Here is a 26,175-nt window from a genome sequence, read left to right on the forward strand (position 1 = left end):
TTGCCGCGGGATGGAGCAGCCCGGTAGCTCGTCAGGCTCATAACCTGAAGGTCGCAGGTTCAAATCCTGCTCCCGCACCCAAGATCTCAAAGCCCCGCCCGGCATCCGCCGGCGGGGCTTTTTGCTGTTCGGGGTCTGGCCGCTCCGCGGGCGTCATGGCGGGGCCGCCGACACGGTGAGGGTCGCAGCATAGCTGTCGAACAGATCCGCGCTGGTGTTCATCTGCAGCACCCCGCCCACGGCGACCCGTGCGACGCCGCTGGTCATCGGCACCAGCCATTCGCGGTTGCCGGGGTTCGAATTCAGCAATGTCCCCTCGAGGACGGAGATGCGGTCGGCGACGACGGTGAAGGACGTGGCGAAGTCCCGGCTGGCCGGCGTGATGGTGAGCAGGAATTCGCAGTCCGGCGATGCGTCGGTCACCCCGATCGACAGGGGGACGCCCGCTTGGGCGGCCACGCGCTGCGCGTCGTCAATCAGTTCCGCAACGCCGGCGATCTCCCCGGTTTCGACGACCGGAATCTCGAGCCGGAAGGCTCGGCCCGGGCGAGGCTGGACGACGATCTCAGGCGCCGCGGGGGCCAGGAAGGCGTCCGGCAGGCTGGCGGAATCCACGGCCAGGCGGATCGGCTCGCCCACTGAAAGCCCGCCGAGCCAGACCCGGCCGTCCCCCCCTGGTCTGCGCCGCGGGCGCCGGATATCCGTTGACCAAGAGCTGCACATCGGCCAGCGGCTCGTCTTCGCCGACCTGGTAGCGCCCGTCACCGGCCCGATCGAGGAAGACCAAGGGCTCGACCGTGCCCATGCGGGCCTGGAGCTGGCTGGACCATCGCCCGAACGCGAGGGCCGCGTTCAAGCCGGGTGACAACGCCAGGAGTCGCGCGTGCACCGACACAACTATAAGTATTGAGCTGTCCAAATAATCGCGCTAGGGTAGCGAAGTGGATGGAGCACGCGCCATGGCGGAACGGACGACACTGCGGTCCCTGATCCAGGGCATCGCCGGCGCGATCGCCAGCGCCCAGCAGGAGATCGAGCGCCAGCAGATTCTCAACCTGGGCGCCTTCTTCGACCAGACGCTGCGGCCGCTGATGATGAGCCTGCGTCTCCCGTCGCTGCGACACGGGGTCGATCCGGGGACCGAGGATCTGGTCGACATCCCGCTGCTGACCCTGCTGCCTCACAATCCGTTGCGGATCAGCGAGGCCCAGGTCGAGTTCGACATCGAGCTGGGCGGGGTCGAGGAAGGCGGCGAGCTGGACTCCCCGAACGTCATCCAGGAGACGGACGACGCTCACGAGAAGGTGGCGCCCCAGCCCAGGGTGCGGCGCATCCTGACCGACGCGTTCAGCGGGGCCTCTTCAGCCAAGGGCCCGAAAGCCCACGTCATGATCAAGGTCCGCGACGCCGAGGTGCCCGAGGGGCTGGCCCGGCTGCTGACCGAACTGAACAAGATGCACGGCATGCGGCAGGCGCCGACGATCGAGCCGACCTGAGACTGCGCGCCGCATAGGCGGCGTTGCGGAGAGAGGGTCGCGCTGTGCGGCCCTGATGCGGGGAGTAGAGACGATGGCGGACGGTGAACTTGTCGATATGGCGTCCCAGTTCAAGGGACTGCCGATGGCCGATCTTATCGGCGGACCCTTGCGGGCGGCGTGCGACGCCCAGATCGCCTTGGCGAACGCCACGGCCACCTTCGTCAAGGTGGTCGGCTTCAGGCCGCCGACCGAGGGCGATGAYGCSAACGCCGTGGGCGACATCCGCACGGCCCAGTTCAAATTCACSCGGTCGARGATGAAGGACGACGGCACCGGCACSGAGGACGAGGACGTCGTCATGGACGTGCCCCTGCTGGCCATCGTCAAGGTGCCRTCCCTGTTCATCGACACGGTCGACATCACCTTCGACATGGAGGTGAAATCCTCGAGCTCGCAGAAGGAGTCCGAGGACAAGGCGGGCAAATTCGCCGCCGACATGGAGGCCGGCTGGGGCTGTTTCAGCATCAAGGTYCATGTCGAGGGCTCGGTGGCGACCCACAAGGAGAACACCCGYTCGTCCGACAACTCGGCCAAATACCACGTCGAGGTCCATGCCTCGGACAAGGGGATGCCCGAGGGCCTGGCGCGCGTCATGGACATCATGAACTCGGCGATCGTGCCCAAGGCCCTGCCGAAGGCGGCCTGATCCCGGGGCTGGAGAAGAGCTTCTCCCTGCTCAACATCGGCGAGCATCAGGTGGTGCTGCAGTACACGGTCTATCACGTCGGCTTTTCGCGGAAGCCGCCATGGCTGGAGTGAACGGACCGGAGAGCGTCTGGGCCGGGCGGGTGACGCCCGGTCTGGTCGCGGCGTTCGAGGCCGGGCGCGCGCGGCTGGCGCCGGCGGGACTGACGGTCGCCTTGGTTCAGGTCCGGTGGCGCGAGCCGGTTGGCGCGCCATGGATCGAGCCGGCGTGCTTCCGCTGGCTGGTGCGGCTGCTGGGCGCGAGACGACGATCGCGACTGCGCCCGAGCGTCCGCGTGACGGTGCGGGTCACCGAAGGCCCCGAGGGCTGGCCGGAAGTCGATGTCGCGACCCGGCCGGGCGCCTCGCCGGCGATCCTCAGCCCTTCCGGGCGTCCCACCAGCGCACGGCGTCGGCGTCACGGGCGCTGAGCTCGGGATAGGCGGGATCGGAGCCGACATCCGGCACGCGCCGCCAGGAGCGGGCGCATTTGGGATGGTCGGCCAGCCGCACGTCGACGGTGACGGCGTCGCCGCCGGCGACGAGTTCCGCTCCGGAGGTGCGGAACACCTCCGCGGCGTCCAGGCCTTCGAACGCCGAGAAGACGCCGGCCGGGCCGGTGACGACGGGCCATGCGTCCAGCGCCCCGCCGATGATTTTCTCGCGGCGGGCCGCTTCAAGCGACTCGTTGACGATTTCGAGCACCGTCTGCACGCCGGCCCAGCGATCGGCCTCGTCCTTGTTGCGCCACTTGTCCGGCGTCTCCGGGATCACCCGGGCGCAGTTGGAGCCGCCCTCCGGGAAGCGGGTGCCCCAGGCTTCTTCCATGGTGAACGGAGTCAGGGGCGCGAGCCAGGCGGTCAGGCGCATGAACACCTCATGCATCACCGTGCGGGCCGCGCGCCGGCGGATCGCGTCGGGACGGTCGCAGTAGAGGCTGTCCTTGCGGATGTCGAAATACAGGGCCGACAGGTCGTTGGAGCAGAACTCCAGCACCGGGCGGACCACATCCTGGAAGCGGTATTCGGCGTAGGCCTTGCGCACGTCGCCATCCAGTTCCCACAGCCGGTGCAGGATGAACCGCTCAAGCGGCGGCATCTGGTCGAGCTCCAGGCGCTCTTCCTCGTCGAAGCCGACGAGGGCGCCCAGCAGATAGCGGACGGTGTTCCTGAGCTTGCGATAGGCGTCGACCGTGGTCTGCAGGATCTGCTTCCCGATCCGCTGGTCCTCGGCGTAGTCGACCAGCGAGACCCACAGGCGCAGGATGTCGGCGCCGGATTCCTTGATGACGACGGCGGGGTCGGTGGTGTTGCCCCGCGACTTGGACATCTTCTCCCCGCGTACGGGCGGCGGGGCGAGCCGCAGGCCGGNGAGACCCACAGGCGCAGGATGTCGGCGCCGGATTCCTTGATGACGACGGCGGGGTCGGTGGTGTTGCCCCGCGACTTGGACATCTTCTCCCCGTTCTCATCCTGGGTGAAGCCGTGGGTCAGGACGGCGTCATAGGGCGCGCGGCCGCGGGTGCCGGCGCCTTCCAGCAGGTTGGACTGGAACCAGCCGCGGTGCTGATCCGAGCCCTCGAGATAGAGGTCGGCGGGCCAGTGCGACGGGCGGTCGCCGGTGTAGCCGTGCGCCGGATCGCGCGCCTCCAGGGTGAAGGCGTGGGTGCAGCCGGAGTCGAACCAGACGTCGAGGATGTCCTCGATCTTCTCGTAGCGGGCGGGGTCGTGGGCGCCGAGGAAGTCGGCGTCGGGGCGGGTGAACCAGGCGTCGGCGCCGCCCTCGGCCACCGCCGCGGTGATGCGGGCGTCGACCTCGGCGTCGATCAGGGGCTGGCCGGTCTGTTTGTCGACGAACATGGCCAGGGGCGTGCCCCAGGCGCGCTGGCGGCTTACCAGCCAGTCCGGCCGGCCCTCGACCATGGAGCGGATGCGGTTGCGGCCCGCCTCGGGGTGGAAGTCGGTCTTGTCGATGGCCTCCAGCGCCCGCTCGCGCAGGGTGCCGTCGCCCTTCAGCGGCGCNGAGCGGATGCGGTTGCGGCCCGCCTCGGGGTGGAAGTCGGTCTTGTCGATGGCSTCCAGCGCCCGCTCGCGCAGGGTGCCGTCGCCCTTCAGCGGCGCATCCATGCGGATGAACCAYTGSGGCGTGTTGCGGAAGATGATSGGSGCCTTKGAGCGCCAGCTGTGCGGATAGGARTGCTCCATCCGGCCGCGGGCGAGCAGGGCCCCGGCCTCGATCAGCTTCTCGATCACGGCGGGGTTGGCGGGACCGAATTTGCCGGTCTTCTTGCCCTCGGTCTCCAGCACCTTGAGGCCGGCGAACAGGGGGACGTGGTCGTAGTAGGCGCCGTCGGGGTCGACGGTGTCGGGCACCTCGTGATGGCCGTGGGCCTTCCACACCTCGAAGTCGTCGGCGCCGTGGCCCGGAGCGGTGTGCACGAAGCCGGTGCCGGCGTCGTCGGTGACGTGGTCGCCGGCCAGCAGGGGCACGGAGAAGCCGTACCCCGGCGACAGCTGGGCCAGCGGGTGGGCGCATTCCAGGCCCGAGGGGTTGAGGTCGTCGACGCGGGTCCACGAAGCGATCTTCGCCGCCTTGAAGACGTCCTCGGCCAGTTTGTCGGCGAGGATCAGGCGATCGCCCGGTTTGGCCCAGGGCTCGAACTCCAGCCCGGTCTCCATGGCCGTGACCTCATAGAGGCCATAGGCGATCTCGGGGCCGTAGCTGACGGCGCGGTTGGCCGGGATGGTCCAGGGCGTGGTGGTCCAGATCACCACGGCGGGCGTGGCGTGGCGGAAGGCCAGCAGGTCGTCGGGATGATCGTCGGTGGCGGCGACGACCGGGAATTTGACCCAGACGGTGGGGCTGACGTGGTCGTGATATTCGATCTCGGCGTCGGCCAGGGCGGTGCGCTCGACCGGCGACCACATGACCGGCTTGGAGCCGCGGTACAGCTGGCCCGAGTTCTTGAACTTGTGGAACTCGGCGACGATGGCCGCCTCGGTCGTGAAGTCCATGGTGGCGTAGCGGTGGTCCCAGTCACCGAGGACGCCCAGCCGCTTGAACTGGTCGCGCTGCACGTCGATCCAGCCGGCGGCGTATTCACGGCAGGCCTGGCGGAACTCGGCCTTGGAGACCTCGTCCTTGCGCTTGCCCTGGGCGCGGTAGCGTTCCTCGATCTTCCACTCGATCGGCAGGCCGTGGCAGTCCCAGCCGGGGACGTAGTCGACGTCGTTGCCGAGCAGAAAGCGGCTGCGGACGACGAAGTCCTTCAGCGTCTTGTTGAGGGCGTGGCCGATGTGGATGTCGCCGTTGGCGTAGGGCGGGCCGTCATGCAGGACGTAGAGGGGCGCGCCCTCCGCCTGGCGCTGCTTGCGGAGCGCGGAATAGAGGTCGCCCCACTGCGCGATGATCCCCGGTTCCTTCTGCGGCAGGCCGCCGCGCATCGGGAACGGCGTCTCGGGCAGGAAGACCGTCTCGCGGTAGTCGCGAGCGGTGGAGGGCGTGTCGGCGGCGTCGGCCATGAAGTCTCGTCTCGTCGTTTGTGATCGTTCGCGTAGTTTTCGATGCGCCATCGCCCGGGAAGGCTGGTCGGCGCGTGTCGATATCCCGGCGTGCACGGGGCCTTCGGCCCTGCGGCGCTACGCCGGGGCGCTAATCGAAATCGGGCGAAACACGCGGACGGTCATGGTGGGTATGGTCTAGCAGACGGCGAGGGCTGGACGCCAGCCGGGATTGCCAGGCGACAGCGGCAGCGGGATAGTCCGGCGTCCTGGGAGGGTTCCGATGCGTCACGTCCTGATCGCCGCCGTCTTGACCGGCCTCGCCGCCTGTTCGCCGGAGGGAGCCCCGTCCGAGCCGGCCGACGCCCCCGCCGCCCTGCCGCCGGGGCGTCCCGCCATCTATGAGGCCGCGAAGGTGGGCCCCGAGGCATTCGTCCGGGCCCTGTACGCCGTATACGCCGCGCCGGGGCAGGGGCCCGGCGAGCCGCCGCCGCCGCCGGGACGGGATCCGATCTACGACCGGATGCTGAACGCCATGATCGGCGAGGACTTCCGCAAGGCGAACGGCGAGGTGCCGACGCTGAACTACGACCCGATCTGCGGCTGTCAGGACAGCGGCGACTTCACCCTGGATTCGGTCACGGTGACTGAAACGGGGCCGCAGGCCGCCGAGGCGGCGGTGGTGTTCACCAATATGGGCGAGACGAAGCGGCCGACGCTGAAACTGGTGAAGGAGGGGGCGATGTGGAAGGTCAGCGACGTCCTGGTTCCCGGCGAGAAGCCGCTGACCGAGCAGCTGATGGCGGCGATCAGCTGAGGGCGGTTCGCGCCGCGTCGGCGTCGGCGTCGATCTGGACCTTGAGGGCGTCGAGGCCGTCGAAGGTCCTTTCGCCGCGCAGGAAGGCGACCAGTTCCGTCTCGACCGTCTGGCCGTAGAGATCCTCGTCGAAATCGAACAGCCAGACCTCGAGCAGGGGCTCGGGCAGCCGGTACATGGGGCGGACGCCGAGACTGGCGACGCCGTCGATGACGCGGCCGTCCGGCAGTCGGGTGCGGGTGGCGTAGATGCCGAAGGCGGGCCGCATGTAGTCGCTCATGCGGATGTTGGCGGTGGGGACGCCGATGGTGCGGCCGCGCTTGTCGCCGTGGACCACCTCGCCCTGGATGGCGAAGGGGCGGCCGAGGATGGCCGTGGCGCGGGCCATGTCGCCGGCCTTGAGCGCCTCGCGCACGGCGGAGGACGACAGTTTCAGGCCATCGGGATCGTCGACGCGGTCGGTGACGCTGACGGTGAAGCCGAGGCTTTCGCCGCGGCGGCGCAGGGCCTCGGGCGAGCCGGTGCGGCCCTTGCCGTAGGTGAAGTCGAAGCCGACCGCCGCGTGGCGGATGCCGAGGCCGCCGGAGAGGACGTCCACGGCGAAGGCCTCTTCCGACATGGCGGCCATGCCGGCGTCGAAGGGCAGGAGGTAGAGGATGTCGACCTTCAGCGGCGCCATGGCCCGGGCCATCTGGTCGGGCGTCATGAGGCGGAAGGGGGCGGCGTCGGGCTGGAACCAGCGGCGGGGATGAGGGTCGAAGCTGACGACGCCGAGGGGGGCGCCGAGCCGTTGCGCCGCCTCGCGGGCGTTGGCGATCACGGCCTGATGCCCGCGATGCACGCCGTCGAAGGCGCCGATGGCCACCGCCGCGCCCTTCAGCCGGTCGGGCAGGCCGCGCCAGTCGGTGACGATCGCGACCAAGTCAGTCTTTCGCGGGGCGCCGGCGGCGGGGGACGCGGACCAGGGCGACGCCGTCCATGATCAGCTTGCCGTCGACGAAGCCCTCGCAGTCCAGTTCGACCCGGGCGCTTTCGGGGTCGACGGATTTGACGCTGACCCGCACCAGGACCTCGTCGCCGATGCGGACGGGCAGGTGGAAGCCGAGCGTCTGGGACAGGTAGATCGCCCCCGCGCCGGGCAGGATGGTGCCGACCACGGCCGAGCCGAACGAGGCCGACAGCAGGCCGTGGGCGATGCGGCCGCGATAGGCCGTCTTCGAGGCGAAGGCCTCGTCCATGTGCACGGGATTGAAGTCGTCCGAGGCCTCGGCGAACTGCTGGATACGCTGCTCGGTGACGGGGATGACCTTTTCGGCGGTCATGCCGACGTGCAGCTCCTCGAGGATGTAGCCGCCGGAGGGATGTTTCGAGACAAGTTCAACCATGGCCCGGCCTTAGCGTGATTTGAAGCGGCTCACCACGTCAGATCGAGCGCGGCGTATCGGGCGTAGGTCGTTTCCGCCTTCAGCAGGTCGGCGGCGCGGGCGGGATCGAGCCGTCCGTCGGGACCGCGGGCAGCGTCGCCGTGGATGCCTTGGGCGATGAACAGGCAGTCGAGGCCCTGCCTGTTGGCCCCCAGGACGTCGGTGATCACGCCGTCGCCGATGCACAGGACGCGTGAGCGGTTGACGGGCTCGCCCAGCAGATCGGCGGCCTGCCTCAGGGCCAGGTCGTATATGGGGCCGAAGGGCTTGCCGGCCATGGTGACGCGGCCGCCGAGGCTTTCGTACAGGTCGGCGAGCGCGCCGCCGCACCAGATCAGCCTGTCGCCGCGCTGGACCACGCGGTCGGGGTTGGCGCAGATCAGCTCCAGATCGCGGGCGGCGCCGGCGGCCAGGCGGTCGCGATAGTCCTCGGGCGTTTCGGTTTCGTCGTCGATCATGCCGGTGACCGAGATGAAGGCGGCGTCTTCGGCCCCCCGGGCCACGTCGAGGCCGAGGCCGTCATAGAGCGGCCCGTCACGGTCGGGGCCGATGATCCAGGCCGGGCCGGGCGCCCGGAGGGCCAGCTCCCTGCGGGTGGCGTCGCCCGAGGTGACGACCGCGCGCCAGGCGTCGCGCGGCACCGCCAGGCCGTCCATCTGGTCGACCACCCCCGGCCCCGGGCGCGGCGAGTTCGAAATCAGCACGACATGGCCGTGATCGCGGTTGAAGCGGGCGAGGGCCTCGCAGGCGGCGGGCCAGCTTTCGCGGCCGTTATGGATAACACCCCAGACGTCGCAGAGCAGGATGTCGTAGTCGGCGGCGATGTCGGACAGGCCGTTCAGGGCGTGGGGCAGGGTCATGGGGCGGGGATAGCGGGTTCGGGGATGGGGGAGAAGGCGTGCGTCATCGCCGCTTCGGGAAAAGCGGTTGCGGGAGGCGTGGGCGGAGCGTCGCGGGGATGCACGGATGAAGGAGGGACTGCGTAGGGGGAGGACAGGGGCGGCTTTCCGGAACGCTCCGCCCGCTCTGTCGTTGGAACACGGGGCTGCAAGGGAGAGACGGGATGCAAGGCATGATCAAATTGGCGGCGGTCGCGGTCTGCGGACTGACGCTGACGGGCTGCGCCACGACCGACAACTACGCCTCGGCCTGCCAGCGCGACTATGAGCGGAACCGGCAATATGCGACCGCGTCCGGCGCCCTGCTGGGCGCCGCGGTGGGGGCGGCGATCGCGGGTGAGAGCGACCGGGAGCGCGGCGCGGCCATCGGCGCCCTGGCCGGCGGCCTGCTGGGCAACCAGCTGTCGGCGCGCGAGGACCCGTGCGGCTACGGCTTCGGCGGCTACAACCAGGATGGCCGCTACGGCTATACGCGCGTGCCGCGGCGCGGGGATTACGGCTACTACCCCTGAGCCGGGTCAAATCTCAGGCCGACCTCGTCGCCGGACTGCCAGGCGATGGCGCAGGGGCGGTCGACGGAGGCGATCCGCAGGACGAGCGGACCCTGAATCCGGACGCCGCTGGTCGAGGTCAGACGCACCTTGGCGCCGCCTTCGGTGAGGTTGCGGATCACGACGTCGGCGCATTCCCGATGAATGCCGTGCAGAAGCTGCCCGCTCATGGCCACGCGGGGGCGCGGTCGCCGGCGGGCGTCAGGAGGAGGATCGTCGGGACTGGACATGACGCCGCCATTCTACGCCCGGCGCGGGCGTCAGGGGTTAAGACGTAACGGAGCGAGAAGGGGCTAGCTGAAACGGCGCCGCTGGTCGGCGCTGCGCAGGGTCGAGCGGATGAAGTCGGCCGGGGGATCGGTTTCGGCCAGCACGGCCTCCTTGATGGCGCGGGGCTCGCCGAAGAGGTGGCCCTGACCCATGCCGATGTCGAGTTCGAGGATGTCGACGATCTGGCGCTCGGTCTCGCATTTCTCGGCGATCAGCTCGATGCCGTAGCGGCGCGTCAGGCCGGCGAAATCGGCGGCCGAGATGTCGCGCAGACTGGGCAGGGCCGAGGCGCCGTCCATGTCGAGCAGCTGTTCGATCAGCAGGTCGGCCGCGACCTTCATGAACTTGACGTCAGAGCGCTGTAGGTCGGCGAAGTCGAGGTCGAGCGTCTGGACCTTGTCGATCGAGAAGCGGAAGCCGAGGTCGGCCAACTTGGCCATGTTGCGCGCCTCGGCGGCGCCGCGGGCGTCGAAGGTGGCCTGGCCCAGTTCGAAGATCAGGGCCTGGTTCAGGTCGCGGTTCTCGCTGAGGAAGTCGAGGAACTGGGGGAAGAAGGTCTCGTCGCCCAGGGACGACAGGGCGACGTTGCAGAAGACCCCGACCTTGCGGTCCTGCCGGGCGAGGCGGCGCACGATCTGGGCGCAGCGGAACAGCAGCAGGTTGTCGATGGCCGGGACCAGGCCCTCGCCCTCGGCGACGGAGAGATATTCCGCCGGCATCATCACCCGGTCGTCCGCGGCGCGCAGGCGGGTGAAGCTCTCGTAGAAGATGGTCCGGCGCTGGGGCAGGGAGACGACCGGCTGGAGGTAGAGGTCGACCCGGTTCTCGGCCAGGGCCTCGTGGATGGTCTGCAGCAGGACGTTGGACTGTTCGCGGTGGCGCGCCTCATAGGTGTTGACCGGGGTCGGCTGGGCCATGCGGTGGTCGAGCGACTCGCTCATCTGCGAGATCAGGGTCTCGAGCATGCGGACTTCGCCGGACAGGGCCTCGTTGGAGGTGACGGCGCCGGATTCGATGGCCTGGGCCAGTTCGGTCAGGGCGCCCTGGGTCGACTCCATGGCGTCGGCGAGCAGGCGGTGGGCCTCGCGGACGTGCTCGATTTCCTTCTTCAGCGCGGCCTTGTCGGCCTTGGCCGTGATCAGGGTATGGAGGGCCAGGAACAGGCCCAGCACGCCGAAGCCCGCGGCCACGGCGGCGCCGGCGCCCAGGTTGGCGCTCCAAAGGAAGGCCCCGGCCGTCAGGGCCAGGAACAGGTAGGTGAAGAACAGGAAGCCCTGGGTGAGTGCGCGCATTGGAAACGGATGGTCCGTCTTCCCGGATGGAATCGCCCGAGTATCGGGGTAACAGTGCGGATCGCCTAGGGCGCGGCACGGATTCTCCCCACTTCTTCGAGGTTAACGATGGAATTGTTCGATCTGACCGGCAAGGTCGCGGTGATCACCGGCTCCTCGAAGGGGATCGGCAAGGCCATCGCCGAGCGCATGGCCGAGCATGGTGCGCGAGGAGGCGTTGTCGTCGCCCTACGGTTCGCTGGTCTTTACCGGGGTTCCGCGCGGATTCTCCCCACTTCTTCGAGGTTAACGATGGAATTGTTCGATCTGACCGGCAAGGTCGCGGTGATCACCGGCTCCTCGAAGGGGATCGGCAAGGCCATCGCCGAGCGYATGGCCGARCATGGYGCGCGGGTGGTGATCAGTTCGCGCAAGGCCGGGCCGTGYCAGGAGGTCGCCGACGCGATCAATGCGAAGCATGGCGAGGGCCGGGCCATGGTCGTGCCCGCCAACATCGCCTCGAAGGAGGATCTGCAGCGGCTGGTCGATGAGACCAACGCCGCCTTCGGCAAGATCGACATCCTGGTCTGCAACGCCGCGACCAATCCCTATGCCGGGCCGATGGCGGGGATCAATGACGAGCAGTTCGGCAAGATCCTGCAGAACAATGTCGTGTCCAACCACTGGCTGATCCAGATGGTCGCGCCACAGATGCTGGAGCGGCGGGACGGGTCGGTGATCATCGTCTCGTCGATCGGCGGCCTGCGCGGCAACGCCCTGATCGGCGCCTACAACATCTCCAAGGCGGCGGACATGCAGCTGGCGCGCAACCTGGCGGTCGAGTGGGGGCCGTCGAACGTGCGGGTCAACACCATCGCCCCGGGCCTGGTGCAGACCGACTTCGCCAAATACCTGTGGGAGAATCCGGACCTGCTGAAGCAGGTGACGGACCCCGCGCCGCTGAAGCGGATCGGCCAGCCGGACGAGATCGCGGGGGCGGCGGTGTATCTGGCGGCGCCGGCCTCCAGCTATATGACCGGCCAGACGCTGGTCGTGGACGGCGGGATCACCATTGCCTGGTGACGGGCCCAAACGGGTGAGTTTCCGCCAGGACCTGATCTGGCGGCTGGAGGCGGCCGCCTTCGCCGGCTTCATCGGCTTCATGCGGTTGCTCGGGGTCGAGCGGGCGTCGGCGCTGGGCGGATGGCTGCTGCGCACCCTGGGGCCGAAGACAGGCACGCAGCGCACGGTGATGCGGAACCTGCGCATCGCCTTCCCCGACATGCCGGATGACGAACGCGAGGCCCTGGCGCTGGCGCAGTGGGAGCAGACCGGGCGGGCCTTCGCCGAGACGGCGGTGATGGACATTCTGGTCAAACAGTGCCGGATCGAGGTGGTCGGGCTGGAGCGGCTGCATGCGATCCGCGACAGCGGCAAGCCGGTGGTCTTCGCGGGCGGGCATTTCGCCAATATCGAGACGCTGGCGGCGACGATCACGGGCTCGGGCGTGCCGTGCCAGATCACCTATCGCGCCGCCAACAACCCCTATGTCGACGCGCAGATCATCGCGGCGCGGGCGCGGTATGGCGTGAAGCTGTTCGCGCCCAAGGGCGGGGACGGGGCGCGGGAGCTTCTGGCGGGGATGGCGCGGGGCGAATCNGCGCCGGCGGACATCGCTGCGGGGATTCATGACTATCCGGATCCGATCGGGGGAATATGAGTCTGAACGCCTGCGTCCAGGCGTTGTACGCCGGCACCTGCGCCGGGACAGCGGCCGGCCGGTGGTCTTCGCGGGCGGGCATTTCGCCAATATCGAGACGCTGGCGGCGACGATCACGGGCTCGGGCGTGCCGTGCCAGATCACCTATCGCGCCGCCAACAACCCCTACGTCGACGCCCAGATCATCGCCGCGCGGGCGCGGTACGGGGTCAAGCTGTTCGCACCCAAGGGCGGGGACGGGGCGCGGGAGCTGCTGGCGGGGATGGCGCGGGGCGAGTCCGTGGCCCTGATGAACGATCAGAAATTCTCGGAAGGGCCCGAGGTGACCTTCTTCGGTCAGCCGGTGAACGCGGCGCCGGGGCCGAGCCGGCTGGCGCTGCGGTTCGGCACGGTGCTGCAGCCGATGTCGGTGGTGCGGCTGCCCGGGGTGCGGTTCCGGCTGACGGTCTATGAGCCGATCGAACTGGAGAAGACCGGGGACCGCTCGGCCGACATCGTGCGCGGCGTGCAGGCGATCACCAGCTTCATCGAGGACCGGGTGCGCGAAAGCCCGGTCGACTGGTTCTGGGTCCACAAGCGGTGGCCCGACCGGGTCTATGCCGCGCTGGAGTCCGGCGCCCGCGACTGATCGCCGGCGCGGCGCATCGGACCCTTGTAGCCGGGCAGGTCCCGACGGCGGCGGTCGGGGCCGAAATAGCTTTCCGTCTTCACGAACGGCCGGGGCTGGAAGATCACCGACTGGATGCGGTCGAGGATGGCCTTGGCCGTGATCGGCTTGACCACGAATTCGGTGACGCCGGCGTCCCGCGCCTCATAGACGCGCGACTTCTCCGAATGGCCGGTCATCATGATGATCGGCAGATAGGGGTTGGCGCTGTCCGGGCTGTTGCGGACCAGGCGCGTGAATTCGACGCCGTCCAGCGGGAACATGTTGAAGTCGACGATCACCAGATCGGGCAGATGCCGGCGCAGCACCTCCAGGGCGGCGCCGCCGTCGGACGCCTCGCGCACCGAACGGATGCCCGCCGACTGCAGCACCGCCGAGGTGATCGCGCGCATGTGGGCGTTGTCGTCGACGAGCAGGACTTTGAGGGCGCTGAGGGAGGCCATGGATCGATTTTCTACAGCCCCGGCCTGAGTCGGGAATAACGACGATCTACGAGCCGATTCGTTTCCCGTCCATGACCGAACAGCGATCACCTGGCCGGAACCGGTTACCGCTGTGCAGTTTCAACCATGAGTGACGGGTCGAGATTGCGATCGCGCCATTTCATGCGCCAGCACAGGTGCGGACCGGTCGCCCGCCCGGTCATGCCGACCCGCCCGATCCGGTCTCCGCGCTTCACGACCTGGCCGGGGCCGACGTCGATCCGGGACTGGTGCAGGTAGGCGGTGATCAGGCCCTGGCCGTGGTCGATCAGCACCAGGCCGCCCTCGAAATGCAGACCGGGCTGGGCCAGAGTCACCCGCCCGGCGGCGGGCGCGCGGATGGGCGTTCCCAGGGGCGCGGCCAGGTCGATGCCGTAGTGCGGCCGGGCCGGCGTGCCGTTCAGCACGCGCTGGCTGCCCCAGCGGCTGGTGACGCGGAAGCTCTCCAGTGGCCAGATCAAGCCGTCGCGGAAATGGTCGGCGTCGAGGCGGCTGGCGAAGCCCTCGGCCTTGAGGGCGATCTCGCGCTGGATGCGGGCCAGGAGGGCGGGGTCGCTGGGCTCGATCGTCGAGGGCGGAAGGCCGTCGACGCGGGTTTCCGGAAACCGGCCGGGCGCGATGCCCAGGGTCCGCGTCGCGTAGCGTCCGTCCGTCCGGGCCTCGATCTGGACGCTGGCGGGGGCGTCCCTGTCAAAGCCGACGATGAAGACGCCGTCAGCCGAGGCCGTGGTCAGGGATTCGCCGTCCACGAAGACCAGGGCCCGAGGCCAGGTCCGGCCCATGGCGTGGCCGCCCTGAACGAAACGGCCCGTCAGGCTGAGGTCCGCCGCCTGGGCGCGCGCGTTTCGCGGCGTCAGGCCGGTCGCGGCGAGCGCGCCGCCGCCGATCAGCAGCCGGCGGCGCGGCAGGATCACGGGGTCTGGCCCAGGCTCTGGAAGGCTTCGGCCGGGCCGGCGTAGGCCTCCTGCTTGCTGACCGACCAGTAGCGCAGGGTTTCGAGTGGTATGGCCTTGCCGCTGACGGCGCAGGTCACGGCGCGCCCCGGCTTCAGCACGGCGAATTCGCCGTCGCCGTAGTGGAGGGTCGCGGTGTCGGAGGAAGGCTTGGTCATGGCCGTCAGGCTAGCGTGGGCTTGCGGATCGCGCCACGGATTTCCCGCGTCAGAAGAGGTCGCCCTGGCCCGGCGCCGGGGTCTTGGGTTTCGGCGCCGGAGAAGGCCTGGGGCGGGCGGGCGGTGGGGCCGCGTCGCCGTCGATGTGCGCGCCCCTCGATCCATCGGCGAAGACCAGCCGCACCGCCTGGCCGTCGTGCAGAGCGGCGGCGGCCGCGATCATGGCGCCGTCCTCGCTCTCGACGCGGGCGAAGCCGGGCTTGGGCGTCTTCGGATTGAGGCCGGCCAGGGCGCGGGCGAGGGCGGCGAGGCGGGCCTCATCGCGCTCAAGCCGTCTCGGCAGTGCGACGAGCCGGGTTCCGACGGATTCCAGCCGGGCCGCGCGCTGGTCGAGGCGGCGATGCAAGGGCTCTGGCGACAGTCGGGAGAGGGCCCGCAACAGGCGGTGTTCGTGGGCCTTCACATTGGCGCTGAGGCCGGAGCCGAGGCGGGCGGAGACGGACTCCAGCCGGTCGCGGCGGCGCTCCATGGCGCGGTCCAGCAGGGCGGGCGCAAGCCGGCCCGTGACGCCGACGAGGGCGCGCTCGTGCAGGACGAGGTTGCGGGTCAGGCCGGAGGCGAGGCGGCTGCCGGCGTGGTCGAGGCGCTGCTGCGGCAGGGCCAGGACGTCCTCGGGCCGGGCGGGCAGGCCGCGGGCCGCGGCGCGCAGGCGGGTGCGGCGGTCCTCGAGGATGCGGCCCCCGGCGCGGGCGAGACGGCGGTCGAGGTCGGCGACGGCGTAGCGCAGGTCGGCCAGCACCGGGGTGGCGATCTCGGCCGCGCCGGTGGGGGTCGGCGCGCGGCGGTCCGAGACGAAGTCGATCAGGGTGGTGTCGGTCTCGTGGCCGACGGCGGAGATGATGGGGATGGAGGCGGCGGCGACGGTGCGGGCCAGCCCCTCGTCATTGAAGCACCACAGGTCCTCGACCGAGCCGCCGCCGCGGGCGATGATCAGGATGTCGGGGCGGGGCAGGGCGCCGCCGGACGTCATGGCGTCGAAGCCGCGGATGGCGTTGGAGACCTGGCCGCAGGCGGCGTCGCCCTGGACGACCACGGGCCAGACGATGACGCGGCACGGCCAGCGCTCGGCGATGCGATGCAGGATGTCGCGGATCACGGCGCCGGTCGGGCTGGTGATGACGCCGACCACGGCGGGGAAGGTCGGGATGGGCTTCTTGCGTCCGGGTTCGAACAAACCCTCGCCGGCCAGTTTCGCCTTCAGCCGCTCCAGCTGGGCCAGAAGCGCGCCGGCGCCGGCGGCCTCCATGGTCTCGATGACGATCTGGTACGAGGATCGGGCGGGGTAGGAGGTGATCTTGCCGGTGACGATGACCTCGAGGCCGGACTCGGGCCGGACGCCGAGGCCCCGGACCGAACCCTTCCAGATCACGCCGTCGATGGCGGCCTTGTCGTCCTTCAGGGTCAGATAGACGTGGCCCGAGGCGTGGTGATTGACCTTGGAGATCTCGCCCCGCAGCCGGACATGGCCGAAGCGGTCCTCGAGCGTGCGCTTGAGGGCGAAGGACAGCTCCGAGACCGTCTGGGGCGGATTGTTGTCCCGCGCGGGCGGCGGCGGTTCGTCGGCCGGGCCCTCGAAGACGTAGGAGTCGTCGCTCATCGGGGCAGACTAGCGACAGTCGGCGCTTGCGGGAACGGCGGATGCGAGTCACGGTCGGGAAGCCATGGCCGCCGACCCCCGCGACACCGACCCCGTCGACAGGGACCCGCGCGAAAGCGAGATGGGACGGCGCAGCGACGGCGCGTCGACCAGTCTGTGGCTGGTCATCGGCGGGATCGTCCTGCTCGGCCTCGCGGTCTATGTGATCTCCGCCGTATTTGTCTGATGCGATCCGCGACTTGACCGGCTTCGCGCGTGCGGTCATTGCCCGCGCATGAATATCCTGCTGGTCGGATCGGGCGGGCGTGAGCACGCCCTGGCGTGGAAGATCGCCCAGTCGCCGCTGCTGCGGCGTCTGGTCATCGCGCCCGGCAATCCGGGCATGGAAAAGCTGGGCGAACTCGCGCCGCTGAAGGTCACGGACGCCGAGGGTCTGGTCGCCCTGGCGCGCGAGATGAAGGCCGACCTCGTCGTGGTCGGCCCCGAGACCGCGCTGGAGGCCGGACTGGCCGACCGGCTGGCCGCGACGGGCATTCCCTGTTTCGGGCCGACGGCGAAGGCGGCGCAGCTGGAAACCTCCAAGGCCTTCTCCAAGGCCTTCATGGAGCGGCACGACATCCCCACCGCCGGGTTCGGCGTCTATGAGCGGCTGCACGAGGCGCGTCAGGCGCTGTCGGTGTTCAAGCCGCCCTATGTGATCAAGGCCGACGGCCTCGCCGCCGGCAAGGGCGTGGCCATCAGCCCGAACAAGCGCGAGGCCGAGGCCGAGATCGAGCGGATGCTGGGCGGCCGGTTCGGAACCGCCGGCGCGCGGGTGGTCATCGAGGAATATATGGACGGCGAGGAGGGTTCGCTGTTCGCCGTGTGCGACGGCCAGCGGGCCGTGCTGCTGGGCGGGGCGCAGGACCACAAGCGCGCCTATGACGGCGACCTTGGGCCGAACACGGGGGGCATGGGCAGCTATTCTCCGGCGCCGGTGTTCACGCCCGAATTGGTCGAGGCGTCGGACCGGCTGATCGTCCAGCCGGTGGTGGCGGCGATGGCGGCCGAGGGCGCCCCCTATCGCGGGGTGCTGTACGTCGGGCTGATGGCGACCGAGGACGGGCCCAGGGTGGTCGAGTTCAACGCCCGCTTCGGCGATCCGGAATGCCAGGTGCTGATGATGCGGCTGGACGGGGACATCGTGCCGCTGCTGCTGGCCTGCGCGCGCGGGGACCTGACCCGGGCCCCGATGCCAGCCTTCCGCGACGAGACGGTGATCTGCGTGGTGCTGGCCGCCTCGGGCTATCCCGACAGTCCGCTGGAGGGCTCGATCATCCGCGGGGCCGAGCAGGATTTCGGGCCCCATGTGCAGGTGTTCCACGCCGGCACGAAGCGGCGGCCGGACCGCCAGCTGGCGGCCGCCGGGGGACGGGTGCTGAACGTCTGCGCCCGCGGCAGGGATATCGCCGAGGCGCGGGAACGGGCCTATGCCGCGGTGAAGAAGATCGACTGGCCGAGCGGGTTTCACCGCACGGACATCGGCTGGCGGGCGCTGGAGCGGGGCCCTGGGGGGAACTGAATCCATGACTGACGCCGTCCTGCCGCCCGAGCCGCCGAGCCATTATCGCGACGGCAAGGAGCGGCTGGCCGATCTGATCGTGCATCTGACCGGGCTGGCGCTGGCGCTGGTGGGCGGGGGGATGCTGCTGGGGCTGGCGATCGGCTTCGGCGACGCCGGAAGCCTGACGGCGGCGGCGATCTATGCGGTCGGACTGCTGACCATGCTGGGGCTGTCGACGGCCTATAATTTCGCCGCGCCGCAGTTCCAGCCGCTGCTGAGGCGGTTCGATCACGCCGGCATCTTCATCATGATCGCGGGGTCCTACACCCCGTTCACGACCCAGCACCTGACCGGGGCCTGGGCGTGGGGGATGACCTCGGCGGTCTGGGGCACGGCCATCTTCGCCGCCCTGGCCAAGCTGTTCCTGCCCGGGCTCGGCAAGGGGTTCTGGATCGTCGTCTATCTGGCGCTGGGCTGGCTGATGGTCATCGCCATCCAGCCGATCCTGCAGAGCCTGGGCCTGGCGCCGTTGATCCTGATGGCGGTCGGGGGCGTGCTCTATTCCGTCGGCGTGATCTTCTACGCCAACAAGGCGATGCGTTTCCGGCGCGCGATCTGGCACGGCCATGTCGTGGTGGCCGCCGCCGTCCACTGGGTCGCCGTGCTGCTGGCCGTGCTTAAATAGATCGGGCTCAGGCCCAGGCGAACAGCAGCCGGCCTTCGCCCATCCGCTCGCGCAGGGCGGGCAGGTCGGCGTGGGCGACCGAGAAACAGCCGTACGAGCGGCCCAGCTTGCCCTCCCGGGCGAGGAAGTCCGGGTCGGCGTAGTCGGCGCCATGGATGATGATGGCGCGTTCCCTGGCGCGGTCGTTGGAATACTCGAGCCCGTCGAGCAGGACGTTCGGACCCTGCTGGGCGCCGTAGCCGGCCCCGGCGGTCGCATAGGCGCCGACCGAGGACTTGTAGCTGTCCGGCGTATTGCCGAACTCACGAGCGAAGCCGGTGTGCGCCGGGTCCGAGCCGCGGCCGTGGCTGGTGCGCATCAGCGTGATGGCGCCGCCGTGCAGATCGACCTCGTACAGCCGCTCGTCGCCGGAGAATTTCTGGAAGTCGACCAGATACATCCGGTCGCGGCGGGAGATCCGGTCCTTGTGGACGTCGAGGGCGGCGAGGGCGCGGTCCATCAGCTCCTGGCGGACCTGGCCGCGCGGATCGAGCGGGCGTGTGGTGTTCAGCGCGGCGGTGATGGTTTCGGGCGGTTGCGAGAGGGTGATGGTCGGAACCTGGGTCCGGGCCAGGGCCGGAAGCGGCTGAAACGCCGTCGTCCGCGTCGCGGCCGAGGCCGTGGCGCAGCCCGACAGGAGCGCTGCGCCGCCCAGAATGAATCCACGTCTTGCTAGCCGCATGCGACGCCCCTCGCACGTTTCGGAAGCACGGGTTGTTTCAGGTCGTAACGGCCGGATCAACCTGAGCCTTGGCGAAACGGCCCGGACGTCTAAGGTGCGCGTCTTGTCCAGGAGGGTTTCGTGAAGTCGATCACATCGTTGCTGGCGGCCGCGGCCGTGTTGATGGCCACAGGCGTCGCGGCGCAAACGCCCGCTATCGCGCCGGTTTCGCCCGCGGAGGGAACGACGTTCGTCCAGATCGGCCGGCTGCTGGCCGATCCGGCGACCGGCGTTGTGCAGCGCGATAAAACTCTCGTGATCAGAGGGAACCAGGTCGTCGAAGTGCGCGACGGCTTTGTCGGGGAAGGCCGGATCGTCGACCTGCGCGACTCATTCGTGCTGCCCGGACTGATCGACAGCCATGTGCACCTGACCAGTCAGCAGAACCCGAACGGGCGGCTGGAGACGGTGACCCAGTCCAATTCCGAACAGGCCATGGTCGGGGCCCGCTATGCGCGGCGCACCCTGATGGCGGGGTTCACGACGGTGGCGGACCTGGGGGCGACCAATGAGTCGATCTTCGCCCTGAGGGAGGCCGTGCGCCGCGGCGACGTGCCGGGCCCGCGGATCATCGCCTCGGGCTCGGCCGTCTCGGTTCACGGCGGGCACGGCGACATCAACGGCTACCGCGAAGACGTCATGCACCTGCTGTCGGACGAGAGCGTCTGCTCGGGCGTGGACGACTGCATGCGGGCGGTGCGGCTGCAGGTCCGTTCGGGCGCCGACATCATCAAGATCACGGCCACGGGCGGGGTGCTGTCGAATACGGCGGCGGGCCTGGGCCAGCAGTTCTCGGACGAGGAGCTGGCGGCCATCGTCGGCGCGGCGCACCGGATGGGGCGCCAGGTGACGGCGCATGCCCACGGCGTGGACGGGATCAACGCCTTCCTGCGCGCCGGCGGCGACTCGATCGAGCACGGCACCTATCTGGACGACGAGTCCATCCGCCTGTTCCGGCGCGAGGGGACGTATCTGGTGCCGACCCTGCTGGCGGGCGACTTCGTGGGCCGGATCGCTTCGGGACCGAACAATTTCTTCACCCCGGCGCAGACGGCCAAGGCCTTGGAAGCGGGCCCGAAGATGCTGGACATGGCGCGGCGCGCGCATGACGGCGGGGTGCGGATCGCGTTCGGCACCGACACCGGGGTTTCGGCCCATGGCGACAACGCCCAGGAGTTCGCCCTGCTGGTGCGCGCGGGCCTGACGCCGCTGGAGGCGGTGCAGGCGGCGACCGTCGGGGCCGCGGCGCACCTGCGGATCTCGAACGAGGCCGGGCGCATCGCGGCGGGCATGCCGGCGGACCTGATCGCGGTGACGGGCGATCCGCTGAGCGACGTGACGGAGCTCGAGCGGGTGCGGTTCGTGATGCGGGGCGGGATCGTCTACCGGGCGGAATAGGATCGGACCGCCCCCAGCAGCAGCCGCTGGAAGGCGGCCTCGTCCTCGAACGTCGCCTTGACCGGCCACGACAGCACCCGGCCGCGCCACGCGGGCGGCAGGCGGAACCAGTCCTTTTCGGTGGTGACCAGCCGGGCTTTGAAATGCGAGGCGCGGTCGGCGAGAAAGGCCAGGTCGGCCTCGCGGAAGGCGGCGTGGTCGGGGAAGGGGGCGAAGTCGACCAGTTCGGCGCCGGCGGCGTCGAGGGCGCGTTCGACCTTCCACGGCTTGGCGATGCCGGCGAAGCCGACGATCGGCCCCCGGGGCGGCGGGCCCGCGGGCATGAGCCGGGCGATATGGACCGGCAGGTCGCCGAAGGCCTCGAGCAGTTCCGGATCGGCGCCCGGGGCGTCGGCCGGGAGCAGCACGACCACGGCGTCGGCGCGGGCCAGGCCGTGCCGGAGCTTCTCGCGCATCGGACCCGAGGGAAACACCGAGCCGTCGCCGAAAGGCCATTCGTCGCCCCGGGTCTCGCCGTCGACGACGACGAGGCTGAGGGTCTTCTCGAGGGTCGGGTTCTGGTGAGCGTCGTCGAGGACCATGACCTGGGCGCCGGCCGCCGCCGCAGCGCGGGCGCCGGCGACGCGGTCATGGGCGATCCAGGTCGGGCCGCCGAGGGCCAGCATCAGGGGCTCGTCGCCGACATCGGCGGCGGTGTGGATGGCGGGGTCGACCCGGGTCGGCTCGCGCAGCGATCCGCCATAGCCGCGCGACAGGCCATGGGCGTCGACGCCGGCCTCGTGCAGCAGGCGGATGGCCTCGCGGGTCACCGGGGTCTTGCCCGAGCCGCCGACGGTCAGATTGCCGACCGAGATCACCGCCACGCCCGGATCCACCGGCGTGGCGCGGGCGATGCGGCGCGCCGTGGCCGTCGCCCAGACCCATGACAGGGGCTTGAGCAGGGTGCGGGCGACCGCGCCGTGGCGGGCGTCGCGCGTATACCACCAGCGGGGGGTGTTCAGCTTCATCGGCGGCCTCGCAGCGGGGGGCGGGGCAGCAGGGGTTCGACCACATCCCACAGCCGGTCGAGGCCCGAGCCGGCCTCGGCGGCGGCGCGGCGGCCGCGTTCGCCCATGCGTTTGGCCCCGGCGTCATCGGCCAGCAGGGGGGCGATGACGGCGGGCAGGTCCCACGGCGCCTGAACCACCGTCAGGCCCCCGGCCGCGACCAGGGCGTCGGCGACGGCGGCCCAGTTGGTCATGTCCGGACCGGTGACGGCGGGCTTGCCGAGGCGGGCCGGCTCGAGCGGATTGTGGCCGCCCACGGGGGGCTTCTCCAGCGCGGCGGAGAAGGAGCCGCCCATCACCACGACGTCGGCCAGCCGCAGGAACAGGCCCATCTCGCCGAGGGTGTCGGCGACATAGAGGTCGGTGTCGCGGTCGGGCTCGCGTCCCTCGGAGCGGAGGGCGAAGCGGTAGCCGTCGCGGGTCAGGGCGGCGGCGATCGCGGGGGTGCGTTCGGGATGGCGCGGCACAATGATGAGACACAGCCGGTCGGCCAGCTTGTCGAGGGCGCGGACGAGCGCGATCTCCTCGCCGTCATGGGTGCTGGCGGCGACGACCACGGGCCGGTCGCCGATGGCGGCGCTGAGGCGGGTGAAGGCGGCGGCGTCGTGCGGCGGCGCCTCGCCCGAAAGCTTCAGGTTCACCTGGCCGTCGATCCGGGCGCCGAGGCTTTCCAGTCGGGCGGCCGAGGTCTCGTCCTGCGGCAGGATGCGGTCGAAGGCGGAGAGGATTTCCCGCACCGCGCCGGGGAAACGGCGCCAGCCGGCGACGGTCTTTTCGGTGATGCGGGCGCTGGCGAGGACCAGTCCGACGTCGCGTTTGCGGGCCGCGAGGATCAGGTTGGGCCACAGCTCGCTCTCGACGAAGACGGCCAGCGACGGCTTCCAGTGGTCGAGGAAGGCGGCGACGGCCCCGGGGGCGTCGACGGGGGCGAACTGGTGGATGACGCCGGGGGGCAGGCGGCGGGCCAGAAGCGTGGCCGAGGTCAGGGTGCCGGAGGTGACCAGCACGGTCAGGTCGGGCCGCGCCTGCCGCAGCCGCTCCACAACGGGCAGCAGGGACAGGGTTTCTCCGACGCTGACGCCGTGCAGCCAGACGAGATCGCCGGCCGGCCGGGCGACCGAGGTCAGGCCGAGGCGTTCATCGACCCGGGCGGGGTCTTCCTTGCCCTGTTTGGCGCGGGCGTCGAGCAGGCGCGGGGCCAGCGGCTCCAGCATCCGGGTCAGCAGGCGGTAGACGATCAGGGCCGGGCTCACGTCACACGCGCTCCAGGCCGACGAGGGCGTCGGCGGCGGCCTCGACGGCGGTCAGCCGTCCGGCCCAGGCGCGGGCCACATCGGCCAGTTCGGCCCCCTCCGGATAGCGGTCGACATCCCAGACGATGGCGCCGCGTCCGAATGGCAGGGGCAGCAACGCCCGGTCCCAGCTCCTGAGCCGGATCGCCGGATTGCAGGACAGGCCGATGAACAGCACCGGCGCCTTCGAAAGTTTGGCCAGCAGAGGCATGCCCTCGGCCATCTCGCGCATCGGGCCGCGCGGGCCGTCGGGGGTGATGGCCAGGGCGCCGATCTTGAGCTGGCGCAGGCCGTCGCGCAGGGCCTGGGAGCCGCCCTTGGCCCTGTCGGCCTTGTCCTTGTTGGAGGAAGAGCCGCGGATGGCCGGGAAGCCCTGCCGGGCGACGGCCCTGGCGATGAACTGGCCGTCGGGGCTGAGGGAGATCAGGGCCTTGGCCGGCTGGGCTCTGTCCAGCGGCCAGCAGGCGGGGCTGAGGCCGATCCGCGAATGCCAGAAGGCGCACAGCACGCCGCCGCCGTCGGCCCAGACTTTTTCGGCCACGGCCTCGTTCTCGTGCGTCCAGCGGATGGTGGCGAAGCAGAAACGCATCCATTGGGCCAGGGTCCAGGCCAGGACGGCCTGGATGAGGGGGTTGCGGAGGGGTCTCATGACGCGCCGCTTTCCAGAACCGTCACCCTCGGGCTTGACCCGAGGGCCAGATGTAGAGCCGCACGGTCGTCGTGCCGGCCCTCCGGACGGTGGAGCAACGCCGGGCGTCGAGAGGCCGATGGTCCGATCCTCGGGTCAACCCCGAGGATGACGGCGGGAGGGCGGAGCGAGGGAGGCAAGTTCAACTGACCGCCGCCACGGTTACCGGATCGCCGTCCAGCGACTGCTGCTTCGCCAGCCGCGAATACAGGCCGCCCTTGCGGACCAGTTGATCATGGGTCCCGGTCTCGACGACCCGGCCGGCCTCGATCACATGGATGCGGTCGGCGTTGCGCACGGTCGACAGACGGTGGGCGATCATCAGCGCAGCCCGTCCCTTCATCAGTCGCTCGAGCGCCTCCTGGACCAGCGCCTCGCTCTCGGTGTCGAGGGCGCTGGTGGCCTCGTCCAGCAGCAGGATCGGGGCGTCCTTGAGGAAGGCGCGGGCGATGGCGATGCGCTGGCGCTGGCCGCCGGACAGGCGCAGGCCGGCCTCGCCGGCGCGGGTGGCGTAGCCCTCGGGCAGGGCGGTGATGAAGTCNGCCGGACAGGCGCAGGCCGGCCTCGCCKGCGCGGGTGGCGTAGCCCTCGGGCAGGGCGGTGATGAAGTCGTGCGCGGCGGCGGCGCGGGCGGCGGCGAYGATGTCSTCTKCSGWGGCGCCGGGGCGGCCRTAGGCGATGTTGGCGGCGAGGGTGTCGTCGAACAGGAAGGGCTCCTGCGTCACCAGGGCGATGGAGGCGCGCAGGTCGTGCAGCTTCAATTCGCGGATGTCGCGGCCGTTCAGGGTCACGGCGCCGCCGGTGACGTCATAGAAGCGCGGCAGCAGGCTGAGGATGGTCGACTTGCCGCCGCCGGACGGGCCGACGAGGGCGACGGTCTCGCCGGGGGCGACGGTCAGGCTGACGTCCGACAGGGTCGGGGCCGTCCCTTCGGAAGCCGGCCCATAGGCGAACGACACATGGTGGAAGGCGACGGTCGTGGGGCCGTTGTCGAAGGGCGCGGCGTCGGGCGTGTCGCGAATCTCGGGCTGAATGTCGAGGGCGGCGAACAGGCGCCGCGCGGCGGTCAGGCCCTCGGTCATCACGGTCTGCAGATTGGTCACCTGCCGCAGCGACTGGCCGGCGGCCATCAGCAGGCCGATGAAGGCGGCGAAGGCGCCCACGCTCATGGCTCCGTCCTGCGCGCGCCAGCCGGCGTAGGCCATGACGGCGGCGACCACGATCATGGCCACGAGGTTGGAGAAGGGGCCGGCGAAGGCTCTGGAGTCGGCGCTCTTGATCACGTGCCGCTGGCGGCGGGAGACGACGTCGCCGACGCGGGCCTCCTCGGCCGCCTCGCGGTTCTCGATCTTGATCAGGCGGACGCCGTCGAGGTTCTCCATCAGGGCGGTGGAGAGGTTTTCGGTCTCCTTCATCGCTCCCGTGGTGGCCTTGCGCGTGCGCCGCGAGAAGCGGCGCAGGACGACGGTGATCAGGGGCACGCCCAGCAGGACGATGGCGGTCAGCTGCCAGTCGATCAGGGCCATGGCCACGATGACGGCGAACAGGGTGATGCTGTGCTGGGTGTAGTTGACGACGCCGTTGGTGAAGGCCTCGCGCACCAGGTTGGCGTCGAACAGGACCGAGGAGACGAAGCTGCCGCTGTGCTGGCTGCGCAGCCGGGCCAGGTCGGCGCGGATCATGGCGCCGAACAGCCGCACCTGGATGTCGCCGACGATGCCGTGGCCCAGCCGGTTCACCAGGGCGGCCTGCCCCAGTGAGGCGATCGTCCAGACGATGGCGACCAGGACGATGGCGGCGGGGATGTAGATCAGGGCCTGACCGGGCGGGATGTCGATCACGCCCCACAGTTTGATGGGCGTGTCGGTCTGCAGGAACAGGCCGTTCACGGCAGGCTCGAGCAGCTTCAGCGTCAGGGCCGACAGGCCGCCGGCCACGGCGGCGCACAGCATCGACAGGAACAGCGCTGCCTTGTGATGCGAAAGGTAGTCGCGCCAGATCCGCGCCAGCAGGGGGCGAAGGGACTCCTTCTCTTCGTCGGCGGGGGCGGGCGGCGTCATCGGTCCGAGGTCGGACGGCTCGGGAGGGAAGTCAAGCGGTGTCGACCTTGTCGCGGTTGTCGTGGTTGTGGCCGGGCGAGTGTCGATCATGTCTCACACGAATTGTCTCGCC

The 26,175-nt window shown here is 70.2% G+C and carries 27 protein-coding genes, 1 tRNA gene and 4 pseudogenes; 13 read left to right on the plus strand and 19 right to left on the minus strand.

What is annotated here, in order from left to right:
- The first annotated feature begins 4 nt into the window (after nucleotides 1-4).
- Nucleotides 5-81 (plus strand) — tRNA-Met (locus ASD25_RS03635).
- A gap of 72 nt (nucleotides 82-153) precedes the next feature.
- On the opposite strand, the gene ASD25_RS03640 is transcribed toward ASD25_RS03635, so the two are convergent.
- A complete protein-coding gene (locus ASD25_RS03640; protein ID WP_055828553.1) occupies nucleotides 154-639 on the minus strand; it encodes a hypothetical protein in 486 nt (161 codons plus the stop codon).
- 320 nt (nucleotides 640-959) lie between these two features.
- On the opposite strand from ASD25_RS03640, the gene ASD25_RS03645 reads away from it, so the two are divergent.
- From ASD25_RS03645 to ASD25_RS29120, 3 genes are all read left to right on the plus strand, one after another.
- Nucleotides 960-1,496, plus strand: a complete 537-nt coding sequence (locus tag ASD25_RS03645; protein ID WP_055828557.1) for a DUF2589 domain-containing protein — start codon at nucleotides 960-962, stop codon at nucleotides 1,494-1,496.
- Nucleotides 1,497-1,569: 73 nt separating this feature from the next.
- Nucleotides 1,570-2,184 carry a DUF2589 domain-containing protein gene (locus ASD25_RS03650; RefSeq protein WP_056615001.1) on the plus strand — a complete coding sequence of 205 codons (615 nt, stop codon included), beginning with the start codon at nucleotides 1,570-1,572 and terminating at the stop codon, nucleotides 2,182-2,184.
- Between the two features lie 100 nt (nucleotides 2,185-2,284).
- Entirely contained in the window at nucleotides 2,285-2,653 is a 369-nt protein-coding gene (locus ASD25_RS29120; RefSeq protein ID WP_156376915.1) for a hypothetical protein, read from the plus strand.
- Here ASD25_RS29120 and ASD25_RS29125 read toward each other — a convergent pair.
- The 3 genes and pseudogenes from ASD25_RS29125 to ASD25_RS03660 all read right to left on the minus strand — a co-directional run.
- On the minus strand, nucleotides 2,601-3,592 hold a 992-nt coding region (locus tag ASD25_RS29125; protein WP_156389183.1), incomplete at its 5' end, for a class I tRNA ligase family protein. The genes ASD25_RS29120 and ASD25_RS29125 overlap by 53 nt on opposite strands.
- Nucleotide 3,593: 1 nt before the next feature.
- Nucleotides 3,594-4,243, minus strand: a pseudogene (locus ASD25_RS31595) (class I tRNA ligase family protein); the annotation flags it as partial.
- A gap of 1 nt (nucleotide 4,244) precedes the next feature.
- Nucleotides 4,245-5,743 (minus strand): annotated as a pseudogene (locus ASD25_RS03660) (class I tRNA ligase family protein); the annotation flags it as partial.
- A gap of 262 nt (nucleotides 5,744-6,005) precedes the next feature.
- Here ASD25_RS03660 and ASD25_RS03665 point away from each other — a divergent pair.
- Nucleotides 6,006-6,539, plus strand: coding sequence for a DUF3828 domain-containing protein (locus ASD25_RS03665; RefSeq protein WP_055828569.1), 534 nt, complete (start codon nucleotides 6,006-6,008; stop codon nucleotides 6,537-6,539).
- On the opposite strand, the gene ASD25_RS03670 is transcribed toward ASD25_RS03665, so the two are convergent.
- The 3 genes from ASD25_RS03670 to ASD25_RS03680 are packed head-to-tail and all read right to left on the minus strand — an operon-like array spanning nucleotide 6,532 to nucleotide 8,823.
- Nucleotides 6,532-7,461, minus strand: a complete 930-nt coding sequence (locus tag ASD25_RS03670) for a bifunctional riboflavin kinase/FAD synthetase (protein ID WP_055828572.1) — start codon at nucleotides 7,459-7,461, stop codon at nucleotides 6,532-6,534. The genes ASD25_RS03665 and ASD25_RS03670 overlap by 8 nt on opposite strands.
- 1 nt (nucleotide 7,462) lies before the next feature.
- Nucleotides 7,463-7,924, minus strand: coding sequence for a MaoC family dehydratase (locus ASD25_RS03675; protein WP_055828575.1), 462 nt, complete (start codon nucleotides 7,922-7,924; stop codon nucleotides 7,463-7,465).
- A 29-nt stretch (nucleotides 7,925-7,953) separates the two neighbouring features.
- Entirely contained in the window at nucleotides 7,954-8,823 is an 870-nt protein-coding gene (locus ASD25_RS03680) for a TIGR01459 family HAD-type hydrolase (protein ID WP_055828578.1), read from the minus strand.
- A 203-nt stretch (nucleotides 8,824-9,026) separates the two neighbouring features.
- Here ASD25_RS03680 and ASD25_RS03685 point away from each other — a divergent pair, with 203 nt between their 5' ends.
- Nucleotides 9,027-9,374: a glycine zipper domain-containing protein gene (locus ASD25_RS03685; protein ID WP_055828581.1), complete on the plus strand. Its 348-nt coding sequence runs from the start codon at nucleotides 9,027-9,029 to the stop codon at nucleotides 9,372-9,374.
- On the opposite strand, the gene ASD25_RS03690 is transcribed toward ASD25_RS03685, so the two are convergent.
- The gene (locus ASD25_RS03690; RefSeq protein ID WP_156389181.1) at nucleotides 9,365-9,643 is read right to left on the minus strand and encodes a PilZ domain-containing protein; all 279 of its coding nucleotides are present in this window, start codon (nucleotides 9,641-9,643) and stop codon (nucleotides 9,365-9,367) included. The two genes, ASD25_RS03685 and ASD25_RS03690, sit on opposite strands and share 10 nt — an antisense overlap.
- A gap of 63 nt (nucleotides 9,644-9,706) precedes the next feature.
- Nucleotides 9,707-10,975 (minus strand): EAL domain-containing protein, encoded by a 1,269-nt coding sequence (locus ASD25_RS03695; RefSeq protein ID WP_055828587.1) that lies wholly within the window; start codon nucleotides 10,973-10,975, stop codon nucleotides 9,707-9,709.
- Between the two features lie 291 nt (nucleotides 10,976-11,266).
- On the opposite strand from ASD25_RS03695, the gene ASD25_RS03700 reads away from it, so the two are divergent.
- The 3 genes and pseudogenes from ASD25_RS03700 to ASD25_RS03710 form a co-directional block, all read left to right on the plus strand.
- Entirely contained in the window at nucleotides 11,267-12,037 is a 771-nt protein-coding gene (locus ASD25_RS03700) for an SDR family NAD(P)-dependent oxidoreductase (RefSeq protein WP_055828589.1), read from the plus strand.
- Nucleotides 12,038-12,116: 79 nt separating this feature from the next.
- Nucleotides 12,117-12,613: lysophospholipid acyltransferase family protein (locus tag ASD25_RS03705; protein WP_369816546.1), on the plus strand; the 497-nt coding region annotated here is incomplete at its 3' end.
- Between the two features lie 119 nt (nucleotides 12,614-12,732).
- Nucleotides 12,733-13,302 (plus strand): annotated as a pseudogene (locus tag ASD25_RS03710) (lysophospholipid acyltransferase family protein); the annotation flags it as partial.
- Here the strand turns inward: ASD25_RS03710 and ASD25_RS03715 are convergent.
- The 4 genes from ASD25_RS03715 to xseA all read right to left on the minus strand — a co-directional run bounded on the left by ASD25_RS03715 (nucleotide 13,269) and on the right by xseA (nucleotide 16,591).
- A complete protein-coding gene (locus tag ASD25_RS03715) occupies nucleotides 13,269-13,784 on the minus strand; it encodes a response regulator (protein WP_055828594.1) in 516 nt (171 codons plus the stop codon). The pseudogene ASD25_RS03710 and the gene ASD25_RS03715 sit on opposite strands and share 34 nt — an antisense overlap.
- Nucleotides 13,785-13,888: 104 nt before the next feature.
- The gene (locus ASD25_RS03720) at nucleotides 13,889-14,737 is read right to left on the minus strand and encodes a M23 family metallopeptidase (RefSeq protein ID WP_055828597.1); all 849 of its coding nucleotides are present in this window, start codon (nucleotides 14,735-14,737) and stop codon (nucleotides 13,889-13,891) included.
- On the minus strand, nucleotides 14,734-14,934 hold the full coding sequence (locus tag ASD25_RS03725; RefSeq protein WP_055828600.1) for a DUF2093 domain-containing protein: 201 nt from the start codon (nucleotides 14,932-14,934) through the stop codon (nucleotides 14,734-14,736). Before ASD25_RS03725 ends, ASD25_RS03720 begins: the two co-directional genes overlap by 4 nt.
- 49 nt (nucleotides 14,935-14,983) lie before the next feature.
- Nucleotides 14,984-16,591, minus strand: coding sequence for an exodeoxyribonuclease VII large subunit (gene xseA / locus ASD25_RS03730; protein WP_055828603.1), 1,608 nt, complete (start codon nucleotides 16,589-16,591; stop codon nucleotides 14,984-14,986).
- A 64-nt stretch (nucleotides 16,592-16,655) separates the two neighbouring features.
- Here xseA and ASD25_RS31175 point away from each other — a divergent pair, with 64 nt between their 5' ends.
- Genes ASD25_RS31175 through ASD25_RS03740 form a run of 3 tightly spaced genes read left to right on the plus strand, consistent with a single transcriptional unit; the run spans nucleotide 16,656 to nucleotide 18,819 of the window.
- Complete coding sequence (locus ASD25_RS31175) at nucleotides 16,656-16,817, plus strand: hypothetical protein (protein ID WP_200943531.1); 162 nt, start codon at nucleotides 16,656-16,658, stop codon at nucleotides 16,815-16,817.
- A gap of 48 nt (nucleotides 16,818-16,865) precedes the next feature.
- Nucleotides 16,866-18,152, plus strand: coding sequence for a phosphoribosylamine--glycine ligase (gene purD, locus ASD25_RS03735; protein WP_055828608.1), 1,287 nt, complete (start codon nucleotides 16,866-16,868; stop codon nucleotides 18,150-18,152).
- Between the two features lie 4 nt (nucleotides 18,153-18,156).
- The gene (locus tag ASD25_RS03740) at nucleotides 18,157-18,819 is read left to right on the plus strand and encodes a hemolysin III family protein (protein ID WP_055828611.1); all 663 of its coding nucleotides are present in this window, start codon (nucleotides 18,157-18,159) and stop codon (nucleotides 18,817-18,819) included.
- Nucleotides 18,820-18,826: 7 nt separating this feature from the next.
- Here ASD25_RS03740 and ASD25_RS03745 read toward each other — a convergent pair whose 3' ends face one another.
- Entirely contained in the window at nucleotides 18,827-19,540 is a 714-nt protein-coding gene (locus ASD25_RS03745; protein WP_055828614.1) for a murein L,D-transpeptidase catalytic domain-containing protein, read from the minus strand.
- Between the two features lie 162 nt (nucleotides 19,541-19,702).
- Here ASD25_RS03745 and ASD25_RS03750 point away from each other — a divergent pair, with 162 nt between their 5' ends.
- Nucleotides 19,703-20,977, plus strand: a complete 1,275-nt coding sequence (locus ASD25_RS03750; RefSeq protein WP_055829692.1) for an amidohydrolase family protein — start codon at nucleotides 19,703-19,705, stop codon at nucleotides 20,975-20,977.
- Here ASD25_RS03750 and lpxK read toward each other — a convergent pair.
- The 5 genes and pseudogenes from lpxK to ASD25_RS03770 all read right to left on the minus strand — a co-directional run.
- Nucleotides 20,962-21,984, minus strand: coding sequence for a tetraacyldisaccharide 4'-kinase (gene lpxK, locus ASD25_RS03755; RefSeq protein WP_055828617.1), 1,023 nt, complete (start codon nucleotides 21,982-21,984; stop codon nucleotides 20,962-20,964). The genes ASD25_RS03750 and lpxK overlap by 16 nt on opposite strands.
- Entirely contained in the window at nucleotides 21,981-23,237 is a 1,257-nt protein-coding gene (locus ASD25_RS03760) for a 3-deoxy-D-manno-octulosonic acid transferase (protein ID WP_369816547.1), read from the minus strand. Before ASD25_RS03760 ends, lpxK begins: the two co-directional genes overlap by 4 nt.
- Nucleotides 23,238-23,277: 40 nt before the next feature.
- The gene (locus tag ASD25_RS03765; protein ID WP_055828622.1) at nucleotides 23,278-23,964 is read right to left on the minus strand and encodes a lysophospholipid acyltransferase family protein; all 687 of its coding nucleotides are present in this window, start codon (nucleotides 23,962-23,964) and stop codon (nucleotides 23,278-23,280) included.
- Nucleotides 23,965-24,145: 181 nt separating this feature from the next.
- Nucleotides 24,146-24,544, minus strand: a 399-nt coding sequence (locus tag ASD25_RS31600) for an ATP-binding cassette domain-containing protein (RefSeq protein WP_235562594.1), incomplete at its 5' end; no start/stop codon positions are given.
- A gap of 1 nt (nucleotide 24,545) precedes the next feature.
- Nucleotides 24,546-26,153, minus strand: a pseudogene (locus tag ASD25_RS03770) (ABC transporter ATP-binding protein); the annotation flags it as partial.
- Between the last annotated feature and the right edge of the window lie 22 nt (nucleotides 26,154-26,175).

The sequence above is a fragment of the Brevundimonas sp. Root1423 genome (genome assembly GCF_001426805.1).

What these genes read in the sequence shown, in the direction of transcription:
- ASD25_RS03645 (WP_055828557.1), top strand. Translation starts at nt 960, where the DNA reads ATGGCGGAACGGACGACACTGCGGTCCCTGATCCAGGGCATCGCCGGC.
- ASD25_RS29120 (WP_156376915.1), top strand. Translation starts at nt 2,285, where the DNA reads ATGGCTGGAGTGAACGGACCGGAGAGCGTCTGGGCCGGGCGGGTGACG.
- ASD25_RS03665 (WP_055828569.1), top strand. Translation starts at nt 6,006, where the DNA reads ATGCGTCACGTCCTGATCGCCGCCGTCTTGACCGGCCTCGCCGCCTGT.
- ASD25_RS03675 (WP_055828575.1), bottom strand. Translation starts at nt 7,924, where the DNA reads ATGGTTGAACTTGTCTCGAAACATCCCTCCGGCGGCTACATCCTCGAG.
- ASD25_RS03680 (WP_055828578.1), bottom strand. Translation starts at nt 8,823, where the DNA reads ATGACCCTGCCCCACGCCCTGAACGGCCTGTCCGACATCGCCGCCGAC.
- ASD25_RS03685 (WP_055828581.1), top strand. Translation starts at nt 9,027, where the DNA reads ATGCAAGGCATGATCAAATTGGCGGCGGTCGCGGTCTGCGGACTGACG.
- ASD25_RS03690 (WP_156389181.1), bottom strand. Translation starts at nt 9,643, where the DNA reads ATGTCCAGTCCCGACGATCCTCCTCCTGACGCCCGCCGGCGACCGCGC.
- ASD25_RS03695 (WP_055828587.1), bottom strand. Translation starts at nt 10,975, where the DNA reads ATGCGCGCACTCACCCAGGGCTTCCTGTTCTTCACCTACCTGTTCCTG.
- ASD25_RS03715 (WP_055828594.1), bottom strand. Translation starts at nt 13,784, where the DNA reads ATGGCCTCCCTCAGCGCCCTCAAAGTCCTGCTCGTCGACGACAACGCC.
- ASD25_RS03725 (WP_055828600.1), bottom strand. Translation starts at nt 14,934, where the DNA reads ATGACCAAGCCTTCCTCCGACACCGCGACCCTCCACTACGGCGACGGC.
- xseA (WP_055828603.1), bottom strand. Translation starts at nt 16,591, where the DNA reads ATGAGCGACGACTCCTACGTCTTCGAGGGCCCGGCCGACGAACCGCCG.
- ASD25_RS31175 (WP_200943531.1), top strand. Translation starts at nt 16,656, where the DNA reads ATGGCCGCCGACCCCCGCGACACCGACCCCGTCGACAGGGACCCGCGC.
- purD (WP_055828608.1), top strand. Translation starts at nt 16,866, where the DNA reads ATGAATATCCTGCTGGTCGGATCGGGCGGGCGTGAGCACGCCCTGGCG.
- ASD25_RS03740 (WP_055828611.1), top strand. Translation starts at nt 18,157, where the DNA reads ATGACTGACGCCGTCCTGCCGCCCGAGCCGCCGAGCCATTATCGCGAC.
- ASD25_RS03745 (WP_055828614.1), bottom strand. Translation starts at nt 19,540, where the DNA reads ATGCGGCTAGCAAGACGTGGATTCATTCTGGGCGGCGCAGCGCTCCTG.
- ASD25_RS03750 (WP_055829692.1), top strand. Translation starts at nt 19,703, where the DNA reads ATGGCCACAGGCGTCGCGGCGCAAACGCCCGCTATCGCGCCGGTTTCG.
- lpxK (WP_055828617.1), bottom strand. Translation starts at nt 21,984, where the DNA reads ATGAAGCTGAACACCCCCCGCTGGTGGTATACGCGCGACGCCCGCCAC.
- ASD25_RS03760 (WP_369816547.1), bottom strand. Translation starts at nt 23,237, where the DNA reads ATGCTGGAGCCGCTGGCCCCGCGCCTGCTCGACGCCCGCGCCAAACAG.
- ASD25_RS03765 (WP_055828622.1), bottom strand. Translation starts at nt 23,964, where the DNA reads ATGAGACCCCTCCGCAACCCCCTCATCCAGGCCGTCCTGGCCTGGACC.